This window comes from Natronocella acetinitrilica (assembly GCF_024170285.1).
Classification (GTDB): Bacteria; Pseudomonadota; Gammaproteobacteria; order Nitrococcales; family Aquisalimonadaceae; genus Natronocella; species Natronocella acetinitrilica.
Window position 1 is genome coordinate 277,102 of record NZ_JALJXV010000006.1, and the last position, 18,324, is coordinate 295,425.

15 protein-coding genes, 1 tRNA gene and 1 pseudogene are annotated in these 18,324 nt (G+C 61.3%); 9 read left to right on the forward strand and 8 right to left on the reverse strand.

The window, feature by feature from the left end:
- Positions 1 to 11: 11 nt before the first annotated feature.
- From J2T57_RS13825 to J2T57_RS13855, 7 genes are all read left to right on the forward strand, one after another.
- Entirely contained in the window at positions 12 to 1,298 is a 1,287-nt protein-coding gene (locus J2T57_RS13825) for a lipocalin-like domain-containing protein (protein ID WP_253479272.1), read from the forward strand.
- Between the two features lie 24 nt (positions 1,299 to 1,322).
- A complete protein-coding gene (locus tag J2T57_RS13830) occupies positions 1,323 to 2,096 on the forward strand; it encodes a hypothetical protein (RefSeq protein WP_253479274.1) in 774 nt (257 codons plus the stop codon).
- A gap of 42 nt (positions 2,097 to 2,138) precedes the next feature.
- Complete coding sequence (locus tag J2T57_RS13835; protein ID WP_253479276.1) at positions 2,139 to 3,014, forward strand: transporter; 876 nt, start codon at positions 2,139 to 2,141, stop codon at positions 3,012 to 3,014.
- Positions 3,015 to 3,017: 3 nt separating this feature from the next.
- Positions 3,018 to 5,468, forward strand: coding sequence for a mechanosensitive ion channel family protein (locus tag J2T57_RS13840; protein WP_253479278.1), 2,451 nt, complete (start codon positions 3,018 to 3,020; stop codon positions 5,466 to 5,468).
- 19 nt (positions 5,469 to 5,487) lie between these two features.
- The gene (locus J2T57_RS13845; protein ID WP_253479280.1) at positions 5,488 to 6,873 is read left to right on the forward strand and encodes a YbaY family lipoprotein; all 1,386 of its coding nucleotides are present in this window, start codon (positions 5,488 to 5,490) and stop codon (positions 6,871 to 6,873) included.
- A gap of 99 nt (positions 6,874 to 6,972) precedes the next feature.
- Entirely contained in the window at positions 6,973 to 8,523 is a 1,551-nt protein-coding gene (locus J2T57_RS13850) for a BCCT family transporter (RefSeq protein WP_167781399.1), read from the forward strand.
- A gap of 10 nt (positions 8,524 to 8,533) precedes the next feature.
- Positions 8,534 to 10,459, forward strand: a complete 1,926-nt coding sequence (locus J2T57_RS13855; protein ID WP_253479282.1) for a glycine betaine ABC transporter substrate-binding protein — start codon at positions 8,534 to 8,536, stop codon at positions 10,457 to 10,459.
- 165 nt (positions 10,460 to 10,624) lie between these two features.
- On the opposite strand, the gene J2T57_RS13860 is transcribed toward J2T57_RS13855, so the two are convergent.
- The 7 genes and pseudogenes from J2T57_RS13860 to J2T57_RS22455 form a co-directional block, all read right to left on the reverse strand.
- Positions 10,625 to 12,004 carry an IS1380 family transposase gene (locus tag J2T57_RS13860; RefSeq protein WP_253479284.1) on the reverse strand — a complete coding sequence of 460 codons (1,380 nt, stop codon included), beginning with the start codon at positions 12,002 to 12,004 and terminating at the stop codon, positions 10,625 to 10,627.
- 78 nt (positions 12,005 to 12,082) lie between these two features.
- On the reverse strand, positions 12,083 to 12,466 hold the full coding sequence (locus tag J2T57_RS13865) for a hypothetical protein (protein WP_253479377.1): 384 nt from the start codon (positions 12,464 to 12,466) through the stop codon (positions 12,083 to 12,085).
- Positions 12,463 to 14,441: pseudogene (locus J2T57_RS13870) on the reverse strand (type I restriction-modification system subunit M). Before J2T57_RS13870 ends, J2T57_RS13865 begins: the two are co-directional and overlap by 4 nt.
- 99 nt (positions 14,442 to 14,540) lie before the next feature.
- The gene (locus J2T57_RS13875) at positions 14,541 to 14,972 is read right to left on the reverse strand and encodes a type II toxin-antitoxin system VapC family toxin (protein WP_253479286.1); all 432 of its coding nucleotides are present in this window, start codon (positions 14,970 to 14,972) and stop codon (positions 14,541 to 14,543) included.
- A complete protein-coding gene (locus J2T57_RS13880) occupies positions 14,973 to 15,206 on the reverse strand; it encodes a hypothetical protein (protein WP_253479288.1) in 234 nt (77 codons plus the stop codon). It abuts the gene before it with no gap.
- Between the two features lie 181 nt (positions 15,207 to 15,387).
- Complete coding sequence (locus tag J2T57_RS22265) at positions 15,388 to 15,513, reverse strand: hypothetical protein (RefSeq protein WP_301289388.1); 126 nt, start codon at positions 15,511 to 15,513, stop codon at positions 15,388 to 15,390.
- 66 nt (positions 15,514 to 15,579) lie between these two features.
- Positions 15,580 to 15,783 (reverse strand): antitoxin Xre/MbcA/ParS toxin-binding domain-containing protein, encoded by a 204-nt coding sequence (locus tag J2T57_RS22455; RefSeq protein ID WP_366519105.1) that lies wholly within the window; start codon positions 15,781 to 15,783, stop codon positions 15,580 to 15,582.
- Between the two features lie 1,170 nt (positions 15,784 to 16,953).
- On the opposite strand from J2T57_RS22455, the gene J2T57_RS22460 reads away from it, so the two are divergent.
- Both J2T57_RS22460 and J2T57_RS13885 read left to right on the forward strand, forming a co-directional pair.
- Entirely contained in the window at positions 16,954 to 17,160 is a 207-nt protein-coding gene (locus J2T57_RS22460; protein ID WP_366519106.1) for a DUF4224 domain-containing protein, read from the forward strand.
- A gap of 61 nt (positions 17,161 to 17,221) precedes the next feature.
- Positions 17,222 to 18,166: a tyrosine-type recombinase/integrase gene (locus J2T57_RS13885; RefSeq protein ID WP_253479290.1), complete on the forward strand. Its 945-nt coding sequence runs from the start codon at positions 17,222 to 17,224 to the stop codon at positions 18,164 to 18,166.
- A 66-nt stretch (positions 18,167 to 18,232) separates the two neighbouring features.
- Here J2T57_RS13885 and J2T57_RS13890 read toward each other — a convergent pair.
- A tRNA-Ala gene (locus J2T57_RS13890) sits at positions 18,233 to 18,308 on the reverse strand.
- Between the last annotated feature and the right edge of the window lie 16 nt (positions 18,309 to 18,324).

An 18,324-nucleotide genomic window follows, 5' to 3' on the forward strand; every position in this document is an offset into this window, starting at 1 on the left:
GAAGAGGACGCATGATGAGTCAAAAAACAATCATGGCCGCGGCAGCTTTCCTGCTCGGGGGGGTTCTATATACCGCAAGCGCTGAAATGCCGCCGCCATTCGAAGGCCCAGGCGTGGAGACAGAAACCGGCCAGGCTCTCTATCAGTTGCCCCGGGATCATGCCTGGCACGGCGGTGATTTCTACCAGAAAAACGACTTCAACGAGTGGCATTACATCACCGTCCTCGGCCGCGACGTGGAGACCGACGAACGCGTATCCGTGTTCTGGGTGCCGCTGAGCCAGGGCTGGATGGAAGAGGACGGCCACCCGCTGCACAACGTCCTGTTCGCCTTCCACAACCTCGACACCGGCGAGTTCCACACCGCGCTTCTCTACGTCACAGGACCGATGACCACGGAGGGGTCGGCGCCGGACGCCGAGGACTTCCACTTCCGCTACGAGATCGACGACGGCAAGAACGGATTCACGACCGCTTACACCCACGCGACGGAGACATGGCAGTTTTCGGGCTATAACACCAAGGAGGACGAGTGGAACGCACCCTTCAACCTTGACATGACAGCAGAGCTGCAGCAGCCCGGGTACGTACCCATGGCCTACTGGGGGCTGGAAAGCATCGGGTTCGATCCGCAACAGCGGCAAAACCCGGAGACCATGTACGGCCTGACCTACTATTACACTGCGCCCAACATGGCCACTTCGGGCGAGATAGAAGTGGGCGGTCGCACGGTTCGCTTCGAAGGCACCGGGTGGTTTGAGCATCAGTGGGGCAACTTCCGCAACACGCTGCAATACCGCTATTTCTGGGCGTGGTTCCGTTTCGATAATGGCGACCTGATGACGTTCCGCCAGTACTACGAGGGCCTTAATTTCCGGAACCCGCATTACGAGGTCAACCGCTACCTGTTCATGGATGGTGAGACCTTCGAGCGAAGCTATCACTTCGGCCCGGCCTTCAAGCTGATCCCCGAGCGGATGTGGACGTCGGAAAAGTCGGGCAAAGAGTACCCCTGGTATGGCCGGATCGAGACACCACACGGCACGTACTGGTACGAGCCGACTTTCCCTGAGCAGGAGGGAATGGGCTTTGGTGGGCCGTACATCGAAGGGGTGATCCAGTTGCGGGAGGGTGGACCCGACGGGCCGATCGTCGCCACGGGCTTCACCGAGATGATCATGCTCACCGACCCCTACCCAGATGGCTCCGACGGCTCCCTTGGTCCGCCGATCTCCCGCAGTCTGCCGGAAGACCCGGACGGTCCCTGGAAACCCTGGCAACGCGAGTCCAAAGACTGAGTTTCAAGCTGAAGGATTTATTGGATGAGAAGACCCGTCGGAAGCACTTTTCGAAAGGGCATTGCAAAAGCGGGGCTGGTGATCGCAATTGCGATCACCAGCCCCGTTGGTTTTGCTGACGACAGCGAGGAACTGGCCAGGAAAGCGGCCGACCCGACGGCGTCGCTGATGTCGCTCAACCTCCGCTACACGAGAATTCCGGAGTTTCATGGACTCGATGCCGCCGCGGACCTCAGCCAGTTCCAGACGGTCCTGCCCTTCCGTGCGTGGAATACAAGCAACATCCTGCGCACGACCGTTAACTACACCAACAGCGGGGCAACAACCGACGGACTGGCCGATGTGACCGTCTTCAATCTGACGGTCTTTGATGAGCCATGGGGCCGCTGGGGCGTCGGTCCTGTCGCCCAGCTTTTACCGGGAAAGGACGGCAAATCCGACACCTTCGCGCTGGGGCCCGCGGTTGGGTTCGTGGCCTCGCGCGAGCGCTGGACCTATGGCGTGTTCAATCAGAACCTGTTCGCGGGTGATATTGGCATAAGCAGCTTGCAACCCGTTATCGCCTATCAGTTGGGCAATGGCTGGGCGGTTGCCACCGGGGATGCCCAATGGACGTATGACTGGGAGCGCAGTGCCTTCGTGAATCTGCCCGTCGGTCTGCTACTCAGTAAGGTAATGAGTCTCGGTGGCCAGTCGGTGAAGTGGTCGATCAACCCGGAGTACAACCTCCGCGACCAGCAGGGGCTGCCGAAGTGGTCCGTCCGCCTGGGTTTTTCCATGTTGGTTCCGGGTAGTTAGATGGCGTTTTGGCCTGCTCCTCTTCCCCTGACAATCGTTGCGATGCCTCTCCTGCTGCTACCCCACTCGCAGGCGATTGGACAGGTGGGGCGCTACTACATCAATACACCCGTCGATACGCATCTTTTCACCATGACCTTCAACGGAGTCCGCTCGGCGACGTGGGCAGATCCGGCGATCGGGGATGACACCATCCAATCTCGGAACCAGACCGTGAGCCTGAGTTATAGCTACATCACCTCGATCAACGGGCGGACCGGTGGCTTCGGCGTGTCTCTGCCCTGGACCTCGCTGCTGTCCTACGAAACCGACACGGATCAAGTCCTGGTGGATGAGCAGGACCGCGGTGACATCGTCCTGACCTTCGATTATAACCTGTTCGGCGCACCCGCGTTGCCACGCGAGCGGTTTCGCCAGCATACGCCCGGGGATTACGCGGGCCTGCACTTCGCCCTCACCACACCAACCGGGGCCTATCACTCGGATTCACCCGTCAACATCGGCGCCAACCGGTGGGCATTGAAGTCGACCCTCAACTACAGCATCACGCGTAATGATGGCTATTCCTGGTGGGACTTCTATCCAAGCGTGAGGCTATTCACCAGCAACAGTGATATCGCCGGCGGCGGGACACTGCGCCAGCAGCCAATGTGGGGCCTGGAGGCCCACTACAGTCGCAATGTCGCCGGCTCAGCCTGGCTCAGCGGCGGGCTGATAGCGAGTGCCGGTGGCCGGACGTCGATTGATGGCGAGCGGGTTGAGGACTCCCGGCGAAGCCTGCGCCTGGCAGTAGGCGGGGGATTTCCGACATGGCCGGGCGGCGCGGCGATTGTTACCTACCAGAACGAAGTGCTGGAGGACGGAGGCGCCTCCGATATTCAGCATTTCATGTTGCAACTGATGCACAAATCGCGATAACCCATGAAAAACATTCTGATTGCATTCATGGCCCTGCTAACTCTGGTGTCTCCGGCAACAGCGGACGAGATGCAGGACTGGACGGGGGTATGGGACACGCAGTGGCGCGGTGGCGGCGCGGTGATGGACCTACACCAGGACGGCAAGGATGTTGTCGGAACCTATCCCGGATTCGAGGGTGTTATCGAGGGTCGCATCGACGGCACTCAGCTCACCGGGACCTGGATGGATGCCGCTGGCGAAGGGGTTTTCACCTTCGTCATGTCGCCGGACCAACAAACGTTCATGGGGCGCTTCGGCACGGGAGAGTGGTGGACCGGTGCGCGCACGCAGATCGATATGGCGAGTGCCTTTTTTGGCGAACTCGACATGTCAAGCCCGGAGCGAACGCTGGAGTCCTTTGTTCGGGCCGGGAACAAGGCGGGGGAAGGCCGAAGCGATCGGCTGGGCATTGTCCTTCCCCTGCTGGACTTTTCGGCCAACGGGGAGGAGCTAACGCCCTATCAACGCATCGATCTGACACGCTTGTTTTTCCAGATCGTTGACCGCCTGACGTTTCGCATCTGGGAACTGCGCCCAATCGGGGACATCACTGGCGAGACAGATTACACGGTTGAACTGACTCAGGCGGGTAGCAACCTGAGTTATCCGGTGACTTTTAGAGCCGTGGATGCCGGCGACGAACGAAGTGGGCCTGCATGGCGCCTGGTGATCCCGCCGGAAGGCGAGATGCGTGAATCATTGGAGGAACTGACGGCGATCCACGGAGGGGTGGTCCCGCATTCACGCGCCCATCGTGAACTCGGCTCGCCCCGAGCCACAATGCGGACCTTCATCGAGTACTGGGACCAGGCTGAAAAAAAGAATACCGAGCTGTTTCTGGAAACCATGGATCTGTCCCGGATACCGGCTGCGATACGCAACGAAGAAGGCGCCCTGCTCGGGGAGTATCTCATTGAAGTGCTTTACCGTATCGGACGCCCGTTACGCCAGGAAATACCGGATAACCCGGAACGGCGCGGGCGGTACGTTCATTTTCTTCACCCGACCGGGCTTGTGGAGATCGTGCCGTCTGAGCGGGAAGACGGGTCCGTCCAATGGCAGTTCAGTGCCGACACCATGGACAGCGCGCGCCAGCTGTTCATGGCGTTGGAGGATATGCCGCTGCTCGGCGATAAGGAGCGCGCCCGCCAACCCACAACCTTTTTCCAATTGCGTAATCAGGTTCGCGGCCTCCACCGAGACCTGCTTCAAGAGACGCGCGCAGGCGTGGAGCTTTGGCAATGGCTCGCCTTGACGCTATGGCTCCTCATGGCTCTTCCCCTGGGTTGGGTGCTCACCTGGGGTGCCGCCAAAGTCCTCCGGCTACAAACGCATGAGGACGAGCATTCCCTCTCTGCTGCCGTCCGCTTTATCTGGCCATTACGCCTGGTCTTCGTTGCAGCTATCGGGCTATTCGCAGTCCAGAGTCTGGGCCTCCCCCAATCGGTCGATATACCCTTGCGCGTTTTCTTCAGTGTGATTCTATCGATTATTGGAGGCTGGCTCGCGTATAACTTTGTAGACAAGATCAATGAGTTTCTTGAATTACGCGCCACGCAAGATCAAATTCTTCGCTCTTTGGCCACTTCTATCGCCAAACTGGCTGTTATCATTGGCGCTATTCTATTCCTCGCCGAGGTTCTTTCCATACCCTATCAAGGCGTGATTGCCGGGCTGGGTATCGGCGGCCTGGCCGTGGCTCTGGCAGCACGCAGCACTCTGGAAAACCTGATTGGCGGCCTCACACTGTTTGCTGACAAACCCGTGGAGGCGGGAGACTTTTGCCAAGTAGGGGAGCATCTGGGCGTTATCGAGGGCATCGGCTTGCGATCGGTGAAGTTGCGTTCCCTGGATAGAACCATCATCACAATTCCAAATGCTGAATTCATCAACCTTAATATCGAGAATCTGACCAGGCGCGACAGAATACTCCTGCGCAAAACGATTGGGCTGCGCTACGAAACAACACCTGACCAGTTACGCTGGGTACTGACCGAGATTCGCATTCTACTTCTGAAGCACCCGATGATTACACCTGAACCGTCAAGGGCTCGATTCCTTGGTTTTGGTGAACACTCGGTTGACATAGAAATCTTTGCCTATGTCAAAACCAATGACTGGAACGAATTCCTTGCCGTTCAGGAAGATGTTTTTCTGCGCCTGATCGACATTGTCGAAGAATCGGGAACCGGGGTTGCCTTCCCGTCGGTTGTCAATTATCTAGCCCGTGATGGCGGGATTGATGAGGAAAGCACTGAGCGTGCCGAGCAAATCGTTCGCGAGCTGCGTGATGGTGATGCACTGCCTTTTCCGAACCTCGGCGTTAAAGCGCGCAAGGAATTACGAGACCAACTGGACTATCCGCCAAAGGGTTCAGTCGATCTGGAATCGCGAGGCGAAAAGAAAGGCTGAATTCAATCGAGAGAAGACGATGCGACAACCGTTGAAAATGTCCTTCCTGTTAACGTTATTGATGATGACCGGCTGCGCAGCCAAGGTCAGCCAGACCGATATGGCCGAGGTCAGCGGCAACGCGTTTTATGTCGAGCGCATTGCTGCGCCGCCAAATGCCAGGCTGGAAGTGGTTCTCCAAGACATCAGCCAGCCGGGCCGGGGTGCCGAGCGTCTGGGCAAGATGGTCGTGGAGAGCGCCGGACAACCGCCTTACGCATTCCGGATCCAGTACGACCCGGCGCAGATCGACCCGCGGCATACCTACAGTGTGGCAGCGCGCCTTTACGATGGTGACAAGCTAATATTCGTCACCGACCAAGTCCACCAGGTTATCACCCGGGGCTTCCCGTCGACGGCCACCCTGCGGATGCGCCGGGTCGGCAGTGCTCGCGCGCACCCGCTTGGGGAGCTCCCGGCGACCTTCACGGGAACGCTGCCCTGTGCCAGTTGCCCGGGTATCGATTACCACCTGAATCTGCTGGACGATGGCGTGTACTTCCTGCGGCAGGCGTACCAGGATCGTGCAGGTAGCCCGTCTGACGACATCGGGCGTTACCTGCTGTCGTCAGACGGTGATCAGCTCACGCTCTACGGTGGCCGGGAGGCGCCGCTGCGCCTTGCCGTCTCGGCGCCGGACACCCTGCGCCTACTGGACCGCGATGGGGGGCACATCGAGTCTGAACTCAACTACAACCTTGAGCGCCAGCCAGCATTCCAGCCGCTCGAGCCGCGGTTGCTGCTCATGGGTATGTACCGGTATGTGGCCGGGGCCGGACGCTTCCAGGAATGCCTGACCGGTCTCGAACTGCCGGTAGCCACGGAAGCCGACAACCGCGCCCTCGAGGAGGCCTACCTTGCGGCGCGTGACGAGCCCGGGGAAGCGTTGCGGGTGAGCCTCGATGGTCAAATCGTGTCGCGCATGCCGATGGAGGGGCCAGGCCCAGTATTGACGCTCGTGCCCGAGCGGTTCATCGACGTTTCGCCAGAGCTCACATGCCCGCCGCCGGTCAAACTTGCCGACCTCAAGAATACGTATTGGAGAGCAGTGTTCCTCGATGATGATCACGTGCAGCGCGCACCGGATCAGCGTGAGCCCCATCTGGTGTTCCACGAGGGAAATCGGCTCGCCGGTTCCGACGGCTGTAATCGCATTAGCGGTGCCTACGAACGAAAGGGCGCATCGATCCAGCTCTCCAGGGTCGCGACGACTCGCATGGCCTGTGCCGAGGGCATGGAGCAGGCAAGTCGATTCCTGAAGGCGCTCGAGGAGGTGAGCAGATACAGCATCATCGGGCGGCACATGGAAATGCTGGATGAATCCGGAACGCTGCGGCTGCGCCTCGAGGCAACCGCACTTCACTGAAACGCCGAAGCAGGGTCGAAGCGCGCTCTTCTACTGGACACACCGAAGAGCAACAAAATCGGCCCCATCCTTTGACAGCCCGCGCAATGAGGAGAGGTCATGTCCCGGCCCGTCGAGCAACGCCGCTTCACCCTGAACCGGGTTTTCGTGGTCTCACTCATCCTGGTCGCCGCCTTCGGCACCTGGGGGCTGATCGATCCCGAGGGCATGAGCAGCACGTCCCTTGGTTTCACAACTTTTATGCTCACCAGCATCGGCTGGTACTGGTTGCTGATTAGCACCGGCTTTCTGATCCTCGCAGGATTCCTCGCCTTCGGCCCCTACGGCGGCGTGAAGCTGGGTGACGATGACGAGGAACCCGAGTTCTCGACCGTCTCCTGGATCGCGATGCTCTTCGCCGGGGGCATGGGCGCAGGCTTGATCTTCTGGGGTGTTGCGGAACCGCTGTACCACTTCCGTGAGCCGCCCGGGATGCCGGGCGAGACCGCCGAGGCCGCCAGGGCTGCATTCGCCCTGACGAACCTGCACTGGGGGCTGCACGCCTGGTCGATTTATGGCATCTGCGCCATGGTGATTGCCTATTTCACCTTCCGGAAGAAGCAGAAACCGCTGATTTCCACTCCGATCGAGGCCCTTTTCCCGGGGGTTGCGGGCCAGCGCCTGGGTCAGGTTGCCAATGTCCTTGGTGTCTTCGCCGTCGTCTTCGGTCTTGCTGGCTCGCTGACCATGGGCACCCTGCAGATCCGGGCGGGCCTTGGCGAACTGAGTGGCACGCCCCTGAGCTTCGGTATGTCCCTGGCAATCATGGCGGTCATGTATGCCACCTACATGACCTCCACGGCTGTCGGTGTCGACAAGGGCATCAAGCTCCTGTCCAACATCAACATGGCGGTGGCTGTTCTGATGGTGATCTACATTGCCTTTGTCGGTCCGACCGCTTTCATTTTCGAGACGCTGGTGGATTCCTTCGGCAGCTATTTGACCCAGCTTCCGAATCTCGCCTTTCACCTGTTGCCGTTCGAGGGACTGCAGGGCTGGACCGCCAGCTGGACCCTGACCTACATGATCTGGTGGCTGGCATGGGGGCCCTTCGTCGGCATCTTCATCGCCCGCATCAGCCGCGGCCGGACGATTCGCGAGTTCTGCGCCGGAGTCATCATCGTACCCACGCTTTTCTCGCTGTTCTGGTTCGCGGTGCTGGGCGGGGCGGGCGTATTCATCGAGCTCTTCGGGGGCGGAGGGATTGCCGAACTCGTGTCCCAGGACGTCAGCCGTGCGTTCTTCATCTTTCTCGATTTCTTTCCGTTCGGGCAGCTGCTGGGCTTTATTGCTCTGTTCCTGATTTTCATCTTCCTGGTGACTTCCGCGGATTCGGGAAGCTTCGTGCTGTCGATGATGACCAGCGAAGGCCAGCTGAACCCGCCGCTGACCTACAAGCTGGTATGGGGCACCCTGGTCGCCGTGCTCACCGTTGCCACCCTGTTTAGTGGCTCGGTTGAAGTCGCCAAGGCGATGGCGGTCACCGGCGCGATTCCGTTTTCCGTGGTACTGCTGCTGCAGGTGGTGGGTTTTCTGAGAACAATTCGAACCGAACGCGGAGGTGCTCGTGTGCACTCCCTACGCGCATCGGCGCGGTCGATCAACGGGTAAGGAGCCTATCGTGAGCGGCACCCGCAGCATCCTACTAAGCCTCGCCCTGTTATTCATCCTTACCGGATGTGGCAGTGACCGCGAGCCATTACAGGTCGGTGGCACGCAGTCCCCGGAAGACCAGATCGTCGCCGAGCTGGTGGCCGAGCTCGCCGAAGCTGCCGGCATACCCGTGAAGCGACGCATCGGTCTGGGCGGCAGCCGGCTTACGCTTGAGGCCCTGAAACGTGGCGAGATCGATCTTTATCCCGAACAAACGGGGGCGGGTCTGGCGCTACTGGGACTCGCGCAAGCCCCCGACGCCGACCCGGATGCGTCCATCGCCCTGCTGCGCGATCGCTACGCCTCGCTCGGACTTGAGTGGAGCGAGCCGTTGGGCTTTGAAAACGGGCCCAGGCTTGTAATGCTGCGCGACCGCGCGCTCTCACTCGGCATTCGAAGCTATTCAGATCTGGCGCGCTACGCGGATCAGCTCGCGCTCGGGATCGACAGCGATATGCGGGCTCGCCCCGTCGACGGTCTTGCGCCCCTTGGCCGGCGCTATGGCATGGAGTTCCAAAGGACCCTCGAGATTGAGCCGCGCGACCGAAGCGAACTCTATGATCGCCTGCTGGACGGTGATATCGATGTCGCACTGACCCGCTCAGCCGCCCCCCAGATCCAGATCTTCGACCTGCATGTGCTTGAGGACGATCTTGATTTCTTTCCTCGCTATGACGGCGCCCTGGTCTATCGTCAGGCGGTCCTGGAACGCTTTCCGGCGCTGGAAGACGTCCTCGGGCAACTGGCCGGTGCAATCGGGAAATCGCAGATGCAGGCGCTGAGTAGAAGTGTCATGGTGCGGGGTGAGGATCCGCGTGAAGTGGTACGGGCAGAATTGATCCGTCTCAGTCTGATCGATGGCGAGATCGGGGAGCGCGATCGTCAGGCCCTGAACCTGGCGGTTTCCCTTTCGGCAAACGCGGATGGGGAGGTGGGAACCGTTCTACGTCAGCTGCGCCGATCATTCCCGACCAGCACCGTGAACCTGATCCGATCCGATGATCCGCTTGGCGCGATCGACGATGCGCGCGCGCGGATTGCGCTGATCGGCGCGCCGGCATTTTTTGCGCCCGGCTCGGCCGATCCAGCCACCGGGCAGCCTCCAATGCGCTCCGGCATCGAGGCCGTGGCTCTGGTTGGGACGAGTTTTCTGCAGGCCTTTGCACTGAAACCGGAAGTCAGTCGCCTCGAGGACGCGACCGTGATCGCGACTGGGCCCACGGGTTCCAGTGGCTTTCGAGTCGCGCAGTCCATTATCGACGGCCTACAATTGACCGCCACACTTAGCCCGGTTGACGGCGATACACCCGTTGCCCTGGCCGACGCCCTGGTCGATAGCGGGGCCGACGTCGCGATCCTGATGGAGCCTGTCGGCAACTCGACCGCTCTGGCCCTGCTGCAGCGGGATCTGCGGCTGATCGGCGTCGACAACTGGGTGCAGCGTAACAACCGCATTGTCTTTCCTTACCTGCAGCCGGCGCGCCTCGCCCCCTCCGACTACGCACGTTTTTTCCCAGCGGAGCATGAGGGGGCCGCGCGGATGTCCGGATTCAGCCAGCCAGTCGAGACCCTGTCCACGCAACTCTTGGTGGCAGGACCCGCCCCGCCGGGGGATGTGAGGCTCTCGACCCAGGGCCCGGGAGCGAGCCTTATTCCCCGCGCCCTCCCTTTGACCGACCAGGTGGTCGAGCGCATCAATGCTGGCACCGGAAAGGCTGAGGATATCTATCCGATTCTGCCGCAGGCGCGTGCATTGACCCCGCGATTACCGCAGCCCCCGGAGTCACTGAATCCCTCGCCGGCCGCATCCACTCTTTCCATGCTGGCGTTAGCGTTGCTGATCTGGGTGACCTGGCTGATGCTGGGGCCGGCACGCCCGGCGCGCCTTGGTTGATGAAGCCGATGGTCGGTGCAACGGTTCCGAACCGGGTGCGAGACACGCATGAGCAGCCTCACAAGGAGCTCTCGAAGCCGGTTGGCCACAGCTGCAGACGAGCGCCCCCGTCGCCGGGGTGTTCCAGCGTGTCGGGGATGGTTTTTCGCGTTGAAGCGGACGCGGTCATGCGGCCAGTCGCCATCGATGACGCCGCCCCAGCAGCGTGCGCCACAGCGTCGCGGCACGGCGCTCGAGGATCACATGCAGCCGGCGTGCCTGGCGCTGCACACGCGCGGCGGCCTTGAGCACGCGCTCGCGCAGCCGCCGCAGGCTCCAGCCCTGTCCCGTGGCGGCCTCCATCTGGGCGCGCAGCACGTGCAGCAGCTCATAGGCGAGCAGCCGCAGCGACAGCAGCGCCTGCGCCCGGGCGAAGACCTCGGCCTCGCTGGCCCGTCCCCGCGAGGTGCACGGCAGCGAGGTGCCGATGGTGTCCTTGAGCTCGCCCATGTGCCCCTCGGCCTTGCCACGGCGGCGGTACAGCGCCAGGACCTGCTCGCCGCTGTGGGTCGAGGCGGGCAGGTTGGTGACGATGTAGAAGCACCGCCGAAAGAGTTCGGCCGGGTGCTCCTGGATGACCATGACCACCCGGCGCTTGCGCTGCCAGCTCTCGGCGCCGTAGACCGTCTCCTCGGTCCACTCCCGCGGCCGCTCGGCCGGGCGCCCCGGGCCGCGCCGGCGGTGCGGGTCGAAGTGGCGGTCCAGTGCGGCGTTGTCGCGCAGCCGCCCCAGGTAGCCGATCCCGGCCTGGTCCAGCGCCTCGAGGGTGGCGCCATCGGTAAACCCGGCATCGAGCCGGCAGCGCACCTGCCGGGCAAGGCCACGCTCGCGCAGAGTGGCGACCAGCTCCGGGACCCACGCGGCAGCCTGCGCGCCGGGTGCGGCGTTGCCGGGGCGCAGCAGCCCGGCGAGCATGTCGCCCGTCTCGGCACAGGAGGCGATGAGCGGATAGTGGATCCGATCACCGACATGGCCGTTGTGCTCACTGCCTGGCTGTTCACCGTGGGCAGTGAGCGGGAGGCCGTCGATATCGACGGTCATCACCGGCGCCGGCGGTGCGCCGGCTGCGGCCCGCCGCCGCGAGGCAAGCTCCAGCGCCGCGGTGTCGATCACCGCCTGGTTGGCGGGCTGGGCGAGGAGGTCCAGCAACCGCGAGAACGTCGACTGCGAGGCCAGCGTCTTGCCGGCGGCAGCCATACCACGCCGGTCACTGCCGGCGAGGGCGAGCAAGGGGTCGTCACGCAGGCGCTGCGCGTCGCTCTGATCGCCCCAGCCCTGGGCGATCATGGCAACAGCCTCGCGCAGCAACTCCGGGAGTGAATGCACGACACGCTCCGGGCAGCGCGGGTCGTGCAGCCGCCCGGCGAGGTGGTCAATGAGGCCGGTGTCATCGAGGACTTCGCGCAACAGCAGGAAACCGGCATCGCCGCTGAGACGCTCCGAGCGCGTCTCCACCCGCACGGAGCCATTGAACGACGGCTCGAACAGCGATAGCGTTTCACCCATGGCGCAGCGTCCCCTCTCTTGATCAATGTCGTCACAACACTGATTTTGAGGGGATTACGGCGCTGCGTCATCCTTTTCTTACCCTGCTGGTGAATTATCCGGGAAAGACACCTCTGGCCTTGCACGAAGAATTATATAGACAGGACTACAAACTCCAGTGTATTGGGATATACCAAAAGATCCTATCCCATAATTCATGCTATTAAGCACAAGGTCACCGGATTCCACGACCTTGCATTTTGATAAATCATCGGGCTTTTTGTTGCCGACATCACCTTTGTCTGCATAAGGAATCACGCCCCGACCAGCCACGAGAGACAGGTACTCTCTGCCCCCTTCATCGTTTCTCCTATCGCTTTCTTCGACGAAGGCGCGAGTTGGCACGACACGCCAATGCGCCGGCACCTGCCCCAGCCACAGAACTCCGGAATCCTTGTACTCGGGATACGCCGGAAACGTCATGCCGACAGCTCCTCGATCATCTGCTTGATCCGGTCGGTGCACTCCTTGAGGTCGGCGTCGATCTCCTCCAGCGGCCGCGGCGGCTTGAAGACGTAGAAGTGGCGGTTGAACGGAATCTCGTAGCCGACGATGCCCACTTGGCCATCCTGCTCGTCGCGCTTCGACTCGTCGATCCAGGCATCCGGCACGTGCGGTTTCACCTCGCGCTCGAAGTAGTCGTACACCGACTCCGTGAGCGGCACGTTCTCGTTGTCTCGCAGGCTGGTGTCCGGCTCCGGGTTGCCCTTGCTGTCCTTACAGAGCTCGGCCTCCGGGTCCCGCTCGGACAGGGCGTTCAGCACCGCCTTCATCTGTGGGGCACCGAGCTTAATGTCCCGCTCCTTGAGCGCCTGCTTGAGGGCCTTGGTGAAGGCGTCCCGATCCCGGCAGAGGGTGTCTCCGTCCATGGCATCAAGTGCAGCGAGAATGCTCGCCTGGGTGCCCTCGTCGAGCTTCTGGATGGGCTTTTCCTCCAGGATGCGGCGGATGCGCTCCTCGCTGGCCTGGAAGTTGAGCTGAAGTGGGCGTTCGAGGGTAATCCGCCGGTAGCCGAACGCCTCCACCGGGAAGATCTTGCTCTCCTCGGTCTCCTCGAAGGCGCCGTAGAGGCGGACGATGGTGTCGATGTCCGCATCGCTGATGTACTGCCGCTTGGAGCCCAGCGACTTGCGCATCCTGCTGTAGCGGTCGGTCGCATTGATGAGCTGGACCTTACCGCGCCGTTGGGCGGGCTTGCTGTTCGACAGCACCCAGCCGTAGGTGGCGATGCCGGTGTTGTAGAACATGTCCGTGGGCAGGGCGACGATGGCCTCCACCATGTCGCGCTCTAGGAGGAAGCGCCGGATCTCGGACTCGCCGCTGCCCGCACCACCGGTGAAAAGCGGGGAGCCGTTCAGGATGATGCCGATGCGCGAGCCACCCTCCCGCGGGTCACGCACCTTGCTCACCAGGTGCATGAGAAACAGCAGCGAGCCGTCGGAGACCCGCGGCAGGCCAGGGCCGAAGCGGCCGTCATAGCCCTTGAACTTGTGTTCGTCGGCGACCTGCTTCTGGACCTTCTTCCACTCCACGCCGAAGGGCGGATTGGCGAGCATGTAGTCGAAGCTCTGACCGGCGAGGTGGTCGTCGGAGAGCGTGTTGCCGAGCTTGATGTTGTCCACCTGCTGACCCTTGATGAGCATGTCCGCCTTGCAGATGGCGTAGGACTCGGGTTCAGCTCCTGGCCGTGTAGGGAGACCGTGACGTTCTCGCTCACCTGCTGGATGTACTCGTCGCTCTCGGAGAGAAACCCGCCGGTGCCGGCTGTGGGATCGTAGACGGTGACAATGCTGTGCGGCGTGAGCTTGTCGTCCTGGCCGGTGAGAACCAGCGAGGTGGTGAGGTGCACCACGTCCCGGGGCGTGAAGTGCTCCCCGGCGGTCTCGTTGGAGCTCTCGGCGAACTTGCGGATGAGCTCCTCGAAGATCGAGCCCATGCCGAAGTTCGAGATGCGCCGGGGGCTGAGGTCGATACCGGCAAACCGCTGCACCACTTGGTAGAGCAGGTTGTTCGCGGAGAGCTGCTGGACGAAGTCCTCGAAGTTGAAGTGCTCGAAGATCTCGCGGGCATCCGCGCTGAACGACTGGACGTAGCTCATGAGGTCATCGGCGGTCTGCGTGTCCGACAGCGTGCCCAGGGTCAGCGGTGAGGCGTTGAAAAAGGGCTGATCGGCAGCGCGCAGCAAAAGGCGCTCACGGACACCATCCGGCTTGCTGGCGTGCTCTTGCGCCGCCTCCAGCACCTGGGCCTTGGTGGGCTCCAGCACACACTCCAGGCGGCGCAGCAGCGTGAACGGCAAGATCACCCGCCCGTACTGAGACTGCTTGAGATCACCGCGCAGGAGATCGGCGACCTGCCAGATGAACGCGGCCGTCTGGGAGTGGTTCTCGGTGTTCAAGGGAGCGTCCTCAATCGATTGTTCTGGGATTTCTTGGCGGCTTCATGATACATGGATCACCGGCAGATCCATGGAGGGCGGGACTGCGGATTTACCCTATTACTCGTCCCATGGCAGGGGCTCGCCCAGCAGGTCGATTCGCCCCTCCCCGGCTGCCTTGCCGTGGTAGCGGCGATCCGCCGTCAACAATCGCCCATCGGGGAACCGCAACGCGGTCGCGTGATAGAGGGTGTCGAACAGGTGATGCTGATGGGTTGCTGCCAACCGCATCGCTTCCTCGTAGCAAGCCGGCTCATCGACAACCTCCCAGTCCAGCGCTTGCAGGTCGCGCAAGTCTTCGTACGCCGTCTCCCCCTTCTCGCGGATCAGGACGGCCGCCATTTCTGCGAGGAAATGCGGTGGCTGGATGAGGCGCACGTGTCCCTGGTCCAGCGCATCAAGAACGTCCAGTGCGGCCTCCACGTGGTCTTCCCCTTCACGGTCCTGGAAAAACCACTTCAGGGCGACACTCGCATCAACGACCAAAAGCACTCAGGAGCGCCCCTGTTCGCGGGCGGCGCCTAACTCTTCGACACTGCGCACGGGTGCATGCCGACGGCGTGCGCGAATCCGGGCACTGGCGGCACGACTCTCACGCCGCTGCTGCTCGCGCTCGACCGCCTCGCGCATCAACGCGGCGATGATCGCGCTCTTGTTGGCATCGGCGAAGGTGGCGTTGAACGCCTCTTTCACCTCGTCCGGGACACTGAAATTCACCGTCGCCATGGCTTGCCTCAATGTTGAGATTTTCAACAATGAGTATAAGCACTTCGCCGGCAAGACCCAACTGCCGTAACGCGATCCACGGCAGTGCCTCTACCTGCGACCGGTGGCAAGTCATTGGCGCCTTGGTCTGCAAAGGCACACTTGGAGACTGGAGCTTCATCCGGGCCTTTCTGCCGCGACGTCATTGTGTGGCTCCGTCGTGGATGATCTGCTCCAAAGCCTCGAGGCCATCGGTCAGTGCGGCGGTGCCGGGCTGCAGGATGAGCGGGGAGTTGATCTCGGCAAAGCACTGGGACGCATAAGGCAAGCGTTCGAAGCCGCGACCAGAACTTAGATCGTGCGATCAGCGATGGATGGTAGGGCAAAACGGGAGTTAGCCAGCGATTCCGTGTTCAATTCGCCCGAGGACCTGAACCACGAGATGCGCACCGTGTTCCGTTTCCAACAGTTCCAATGGCGCTCGGTCATCGAACGCCCGATTGGGACGCTCAAGCCAGGCGCTCCCTCGTTCTGGGTCGCCGAAAACCTCTGCCGCGCGTGAGTACACGTAGCTGAGCGTTGCTCTTCGATCAGTCATACGGTATTTCACCTCACTGTCCACAACGGCAGCATAGCATGCTGCAGATTTTAGGAATGGAAGCGCTTGAGCTAATGACTTCACGGTGCCAGTGGGCGGGATTGAACCGCCGACCTATTGACCGCCAAGCCGAATCAAGCACCTGTAGCGCCGCCCCGTTGCCCGTTCCTCGATCTGCTCGATGAGCACCCCGCCAACCAGTCAGGCCACCGCCTCGAGGTTCGGGAAGATGCTCACGACATTGCTGGGACGTTTCCCCTCAGCGATCTCCAGCTTTTTGGTTTCCCCCCATCCTATCTAGGGGGAAACAACATGCTTTTTCCCCCCACGCGCGCGTAGACGAGGCAATTTTTGCAATCTTTAGGGGGGACTGTGCAGCATGTTTCCCCCCAAGTGGGGGAGAAACGTTCAGCCTGAATGACGGCTCGCCGCGCGCGTGGGGGGGAACTTACATACAGTTTCCCCCCAATTGGGAGGCTCACGGAAGAAAAGGTGCAATTCAGGCGCCAAAAGGCGTGACCACGATACACCAGGGAGATCGCAGGTAACTGTTTTAAAAGTATTTAATTCATTCTCAGTGCTGAATAAGGCCTCTTTCGTTGCCCCTGCTCCAGGGGGCGGAAGGCTATCCTCTTGGGGGGGAACTTGCACCATGTTTCCCCCCAACAGGGAGGATGACGTTGGATTTTCCACCTCAAAACCTGTGGTTTCGTCTCCGGAACGTCGCCGTGGAGAACTTGCAGGCTGTTCCCCCCCAATTGGGAGGCTCATGCCTGGATAGCCTTTCACGGAGAGCCGGAACAAGACTGCACACGCGCCGGCCCATTTGGATGGGTTTTCAGCACGTCTTGGCTGCCCGCCCCTCGGCAAACTCAACAGAGAACCTGTCGGGTACCTACGGGTTCACGGTGTGGGCTAAACGGTGGAGGTTTTCGCGGTTTATTCGCTGATAAACGCATCACTGTGAACCCACAGGTTCACTGGCGGTTTCAATTTCATACTTGGGGAGGCAACGGGTACTCATAGGATATTGACGACATCGTTCGGATTCACAAAACGCTGATGCAGAAGTTCTCAAAAACCCGTCGGAATCGACCGGCGTAGCGGGAAACAACGGCCCTTCGAATCGCTATCGTGGGCTTCATGTTCAATGAAAGAGGGGCGTAAGCCATGCTGCTCAGTGACGATGAGATACAGAGCCTTACGGGTTACATCCGGGCAGCGGACCAGCGGCGTTGGCTCGACAGAAACGGCTATCGGTACGCGCTCGGCGCACGCGGAAAACCGAAAGTCGCGCGTGACGAGGCCATGCGACACCTCGTCGGGAGCGACGCAACGCATGCGATCACGGAACCAGACTGGAAGCACTTGCCATAAGTTGGGGCTCACAGGAGCAATGGGTCGACGAAAGACTGTACAGACGGATTTGCCAACCCGGATGCGTCGCATCCGGAAGGCCTATTATTACGACCACGGCATCGTGAATGGTCGCCGCTGGCGTGAACCACTTGGCAGCGACTACCGCAAGGCACTGCGTCGATGGGCCGAAATTGAGTCTGGCACCCCAACACAGGGAACCATTGGCGCCATTCTCGACGACTACCGCCAAAACGCGCTACCAAGCCTGGCGGAACGAACACAGGAGGATCGTCGCGCCCATCTCAACCGCCTCAATCTCGTCTTCGGCCGCATGGGCGCTGAGGAACTGGAACCACACCACATCGCCCGCTATCTCCGTCGACATTCCCATCCGGTAGCAGCAAACCGCGAGGTCGGTACTCTGTCTGCGGCTTTGTCCTGGGGCGTAGAGCAGGGAATGCTGAGGGAGAACGTCACCAAGCAGGTTCGGCGCAACCCCGAGAAAGCCCGAGACCGGCGCGTCACCGATGCGGAGTACCAGACGGTCTACGGTTTGGCTCCGCCCCTGATCCAGGTCGCAATGGAACTGGCGTACTGCACCGGTATGCGCCGTGGCGACCTACTGGCCCTGTCGTGGTCCCAGGTCAGCACCGATGGCATTCGGGTCTGTACGGAGAAGACCGGCGATACGATGCTTATCGAGTGGAGCCCGCGACTGTCGGCCGCCATCGAGGCAGCGAAAGGTCTTCGGAGGAAACAGGGCGTTCGGGGACTGCACGTCCTGTGCACACGGGACGGGCAAGCATACTCTGCGGACGGATTCAGTGCGATGTGGCAGAGGGTAATGCGCAAGGCGGTCGCGCAAGGTGTCCGTCGGTTCACGTTCCACGACCTTCGAGCGAAGTGCGCAACGGACGCGAGAGAGTTAGGCCTCGATTCGCAGGCGCTCCTCGGGCATCGCACCGAAGCGCAACATCTTGCGTACCTGCGTTCGAGAGAGACTCGGCGGGTCAAGCCACTGTAGATTTTGGACAACGCTGCCCCGAATAGGACAACGCCCCCATGAAGGGGGCGTCCAAATCCTTGATTTTGGTGGAGCCAGGCGGGATCGAACCGCCGACCTCCTGCATGCCATGCAGGCGCTCTCCCAGCTGAGCTATGGCCCCGAAACGAGGGCGTATA

Excerpts from the sequence above, each read along its gene's own strand:
- J2T57_RS13885 (WP_253479290.1), top strand. The coding sequence starts at position 17,222 with ATGCGTCGCATCCGGAAGGCCTATTATTACGACCACGGCATCGTGAAT.
- J2T57_RS13830 (WP_253479274.1), top strand. The coding sequence starts at position 1,323 with ATGAGAAGACCCGTCGGAAGCACTTTTCGAAAGGGCATTGCAAAAGCG.
- J2T57_RS13840 (WP_253479278.1), top strand. The coding sequence starts at position 3,018 with ATGAAAAACATTCTGATTGCATTCATGGCCCTGCTAACTCTGGTGTCT.
- J2T57_RS22460 (WP_366519106.1), top strand. The coding sequence starts at position 16,954 with ATGCTGCTCAGTGACGATGAGATACAGAGCCTTACGGGTTACATCCGG.
- J2T57_RS13850 (WP_167781399.1), top strand. The coding sequence starts at position 6,973 with ATGTCCCGGCCCGTCGAGCAACGCCGCTTCACCCTGAACCGGGTTTTC.
- J2T57_RS13825 (WP_253479272.1), top strand. The coding sequence starts at position 12 with ATGATGAGTCAAAAAACAATCATGGCCGCGGCAGCTTTCCTGCTCGGG.
- J2T57_RS13865 (WP_253479377.1), bottom strand. The coding sequence starts at position 12,466 with ATGACGTTTCCGGCGTATCCCGAGTACAAGGATTCCGGAGTTCTGTGG.
- J2T57_RS13845 (WP_253479280.1), top strand. The coding sequence starts at position 5,488 with ATGCGACAACCGTTGAAAATGTCCTTCCTGTTAACGTTATTGATGATG.
- J2T57_RS13835 (WP_253479276.1), top strand. The coding sequence starts at position 2,139 with ATGCCTCTCCTGCTGCTACCCCACTCGCAGGCGATTGGACAGGTGGGG.
- J2T57_RS13860 (WP_253479284.1), bottom strand. The coding sequence starts at position 12,004 with ATGGGTGAAACGCTATCGCTGTTCGAGCCGTCGTTCAATGGCTCCGTG.
- J2T57_RS22455 (WP_366519105.1), bottom strand. The coding sequence starts at position 15,783 with ATGACTGATCGAAGAGCAACGCTCAGCTACGTGTACTCACGCGCGGCA.
- J2T57_RS13880 (WP_253479288.1), bottom strand. The coding sequence starts at position 15,206 with ATGGCGACGGTGAATTTCAGTGTCCCGGACGAGGTGAAAGAGGCGTTC.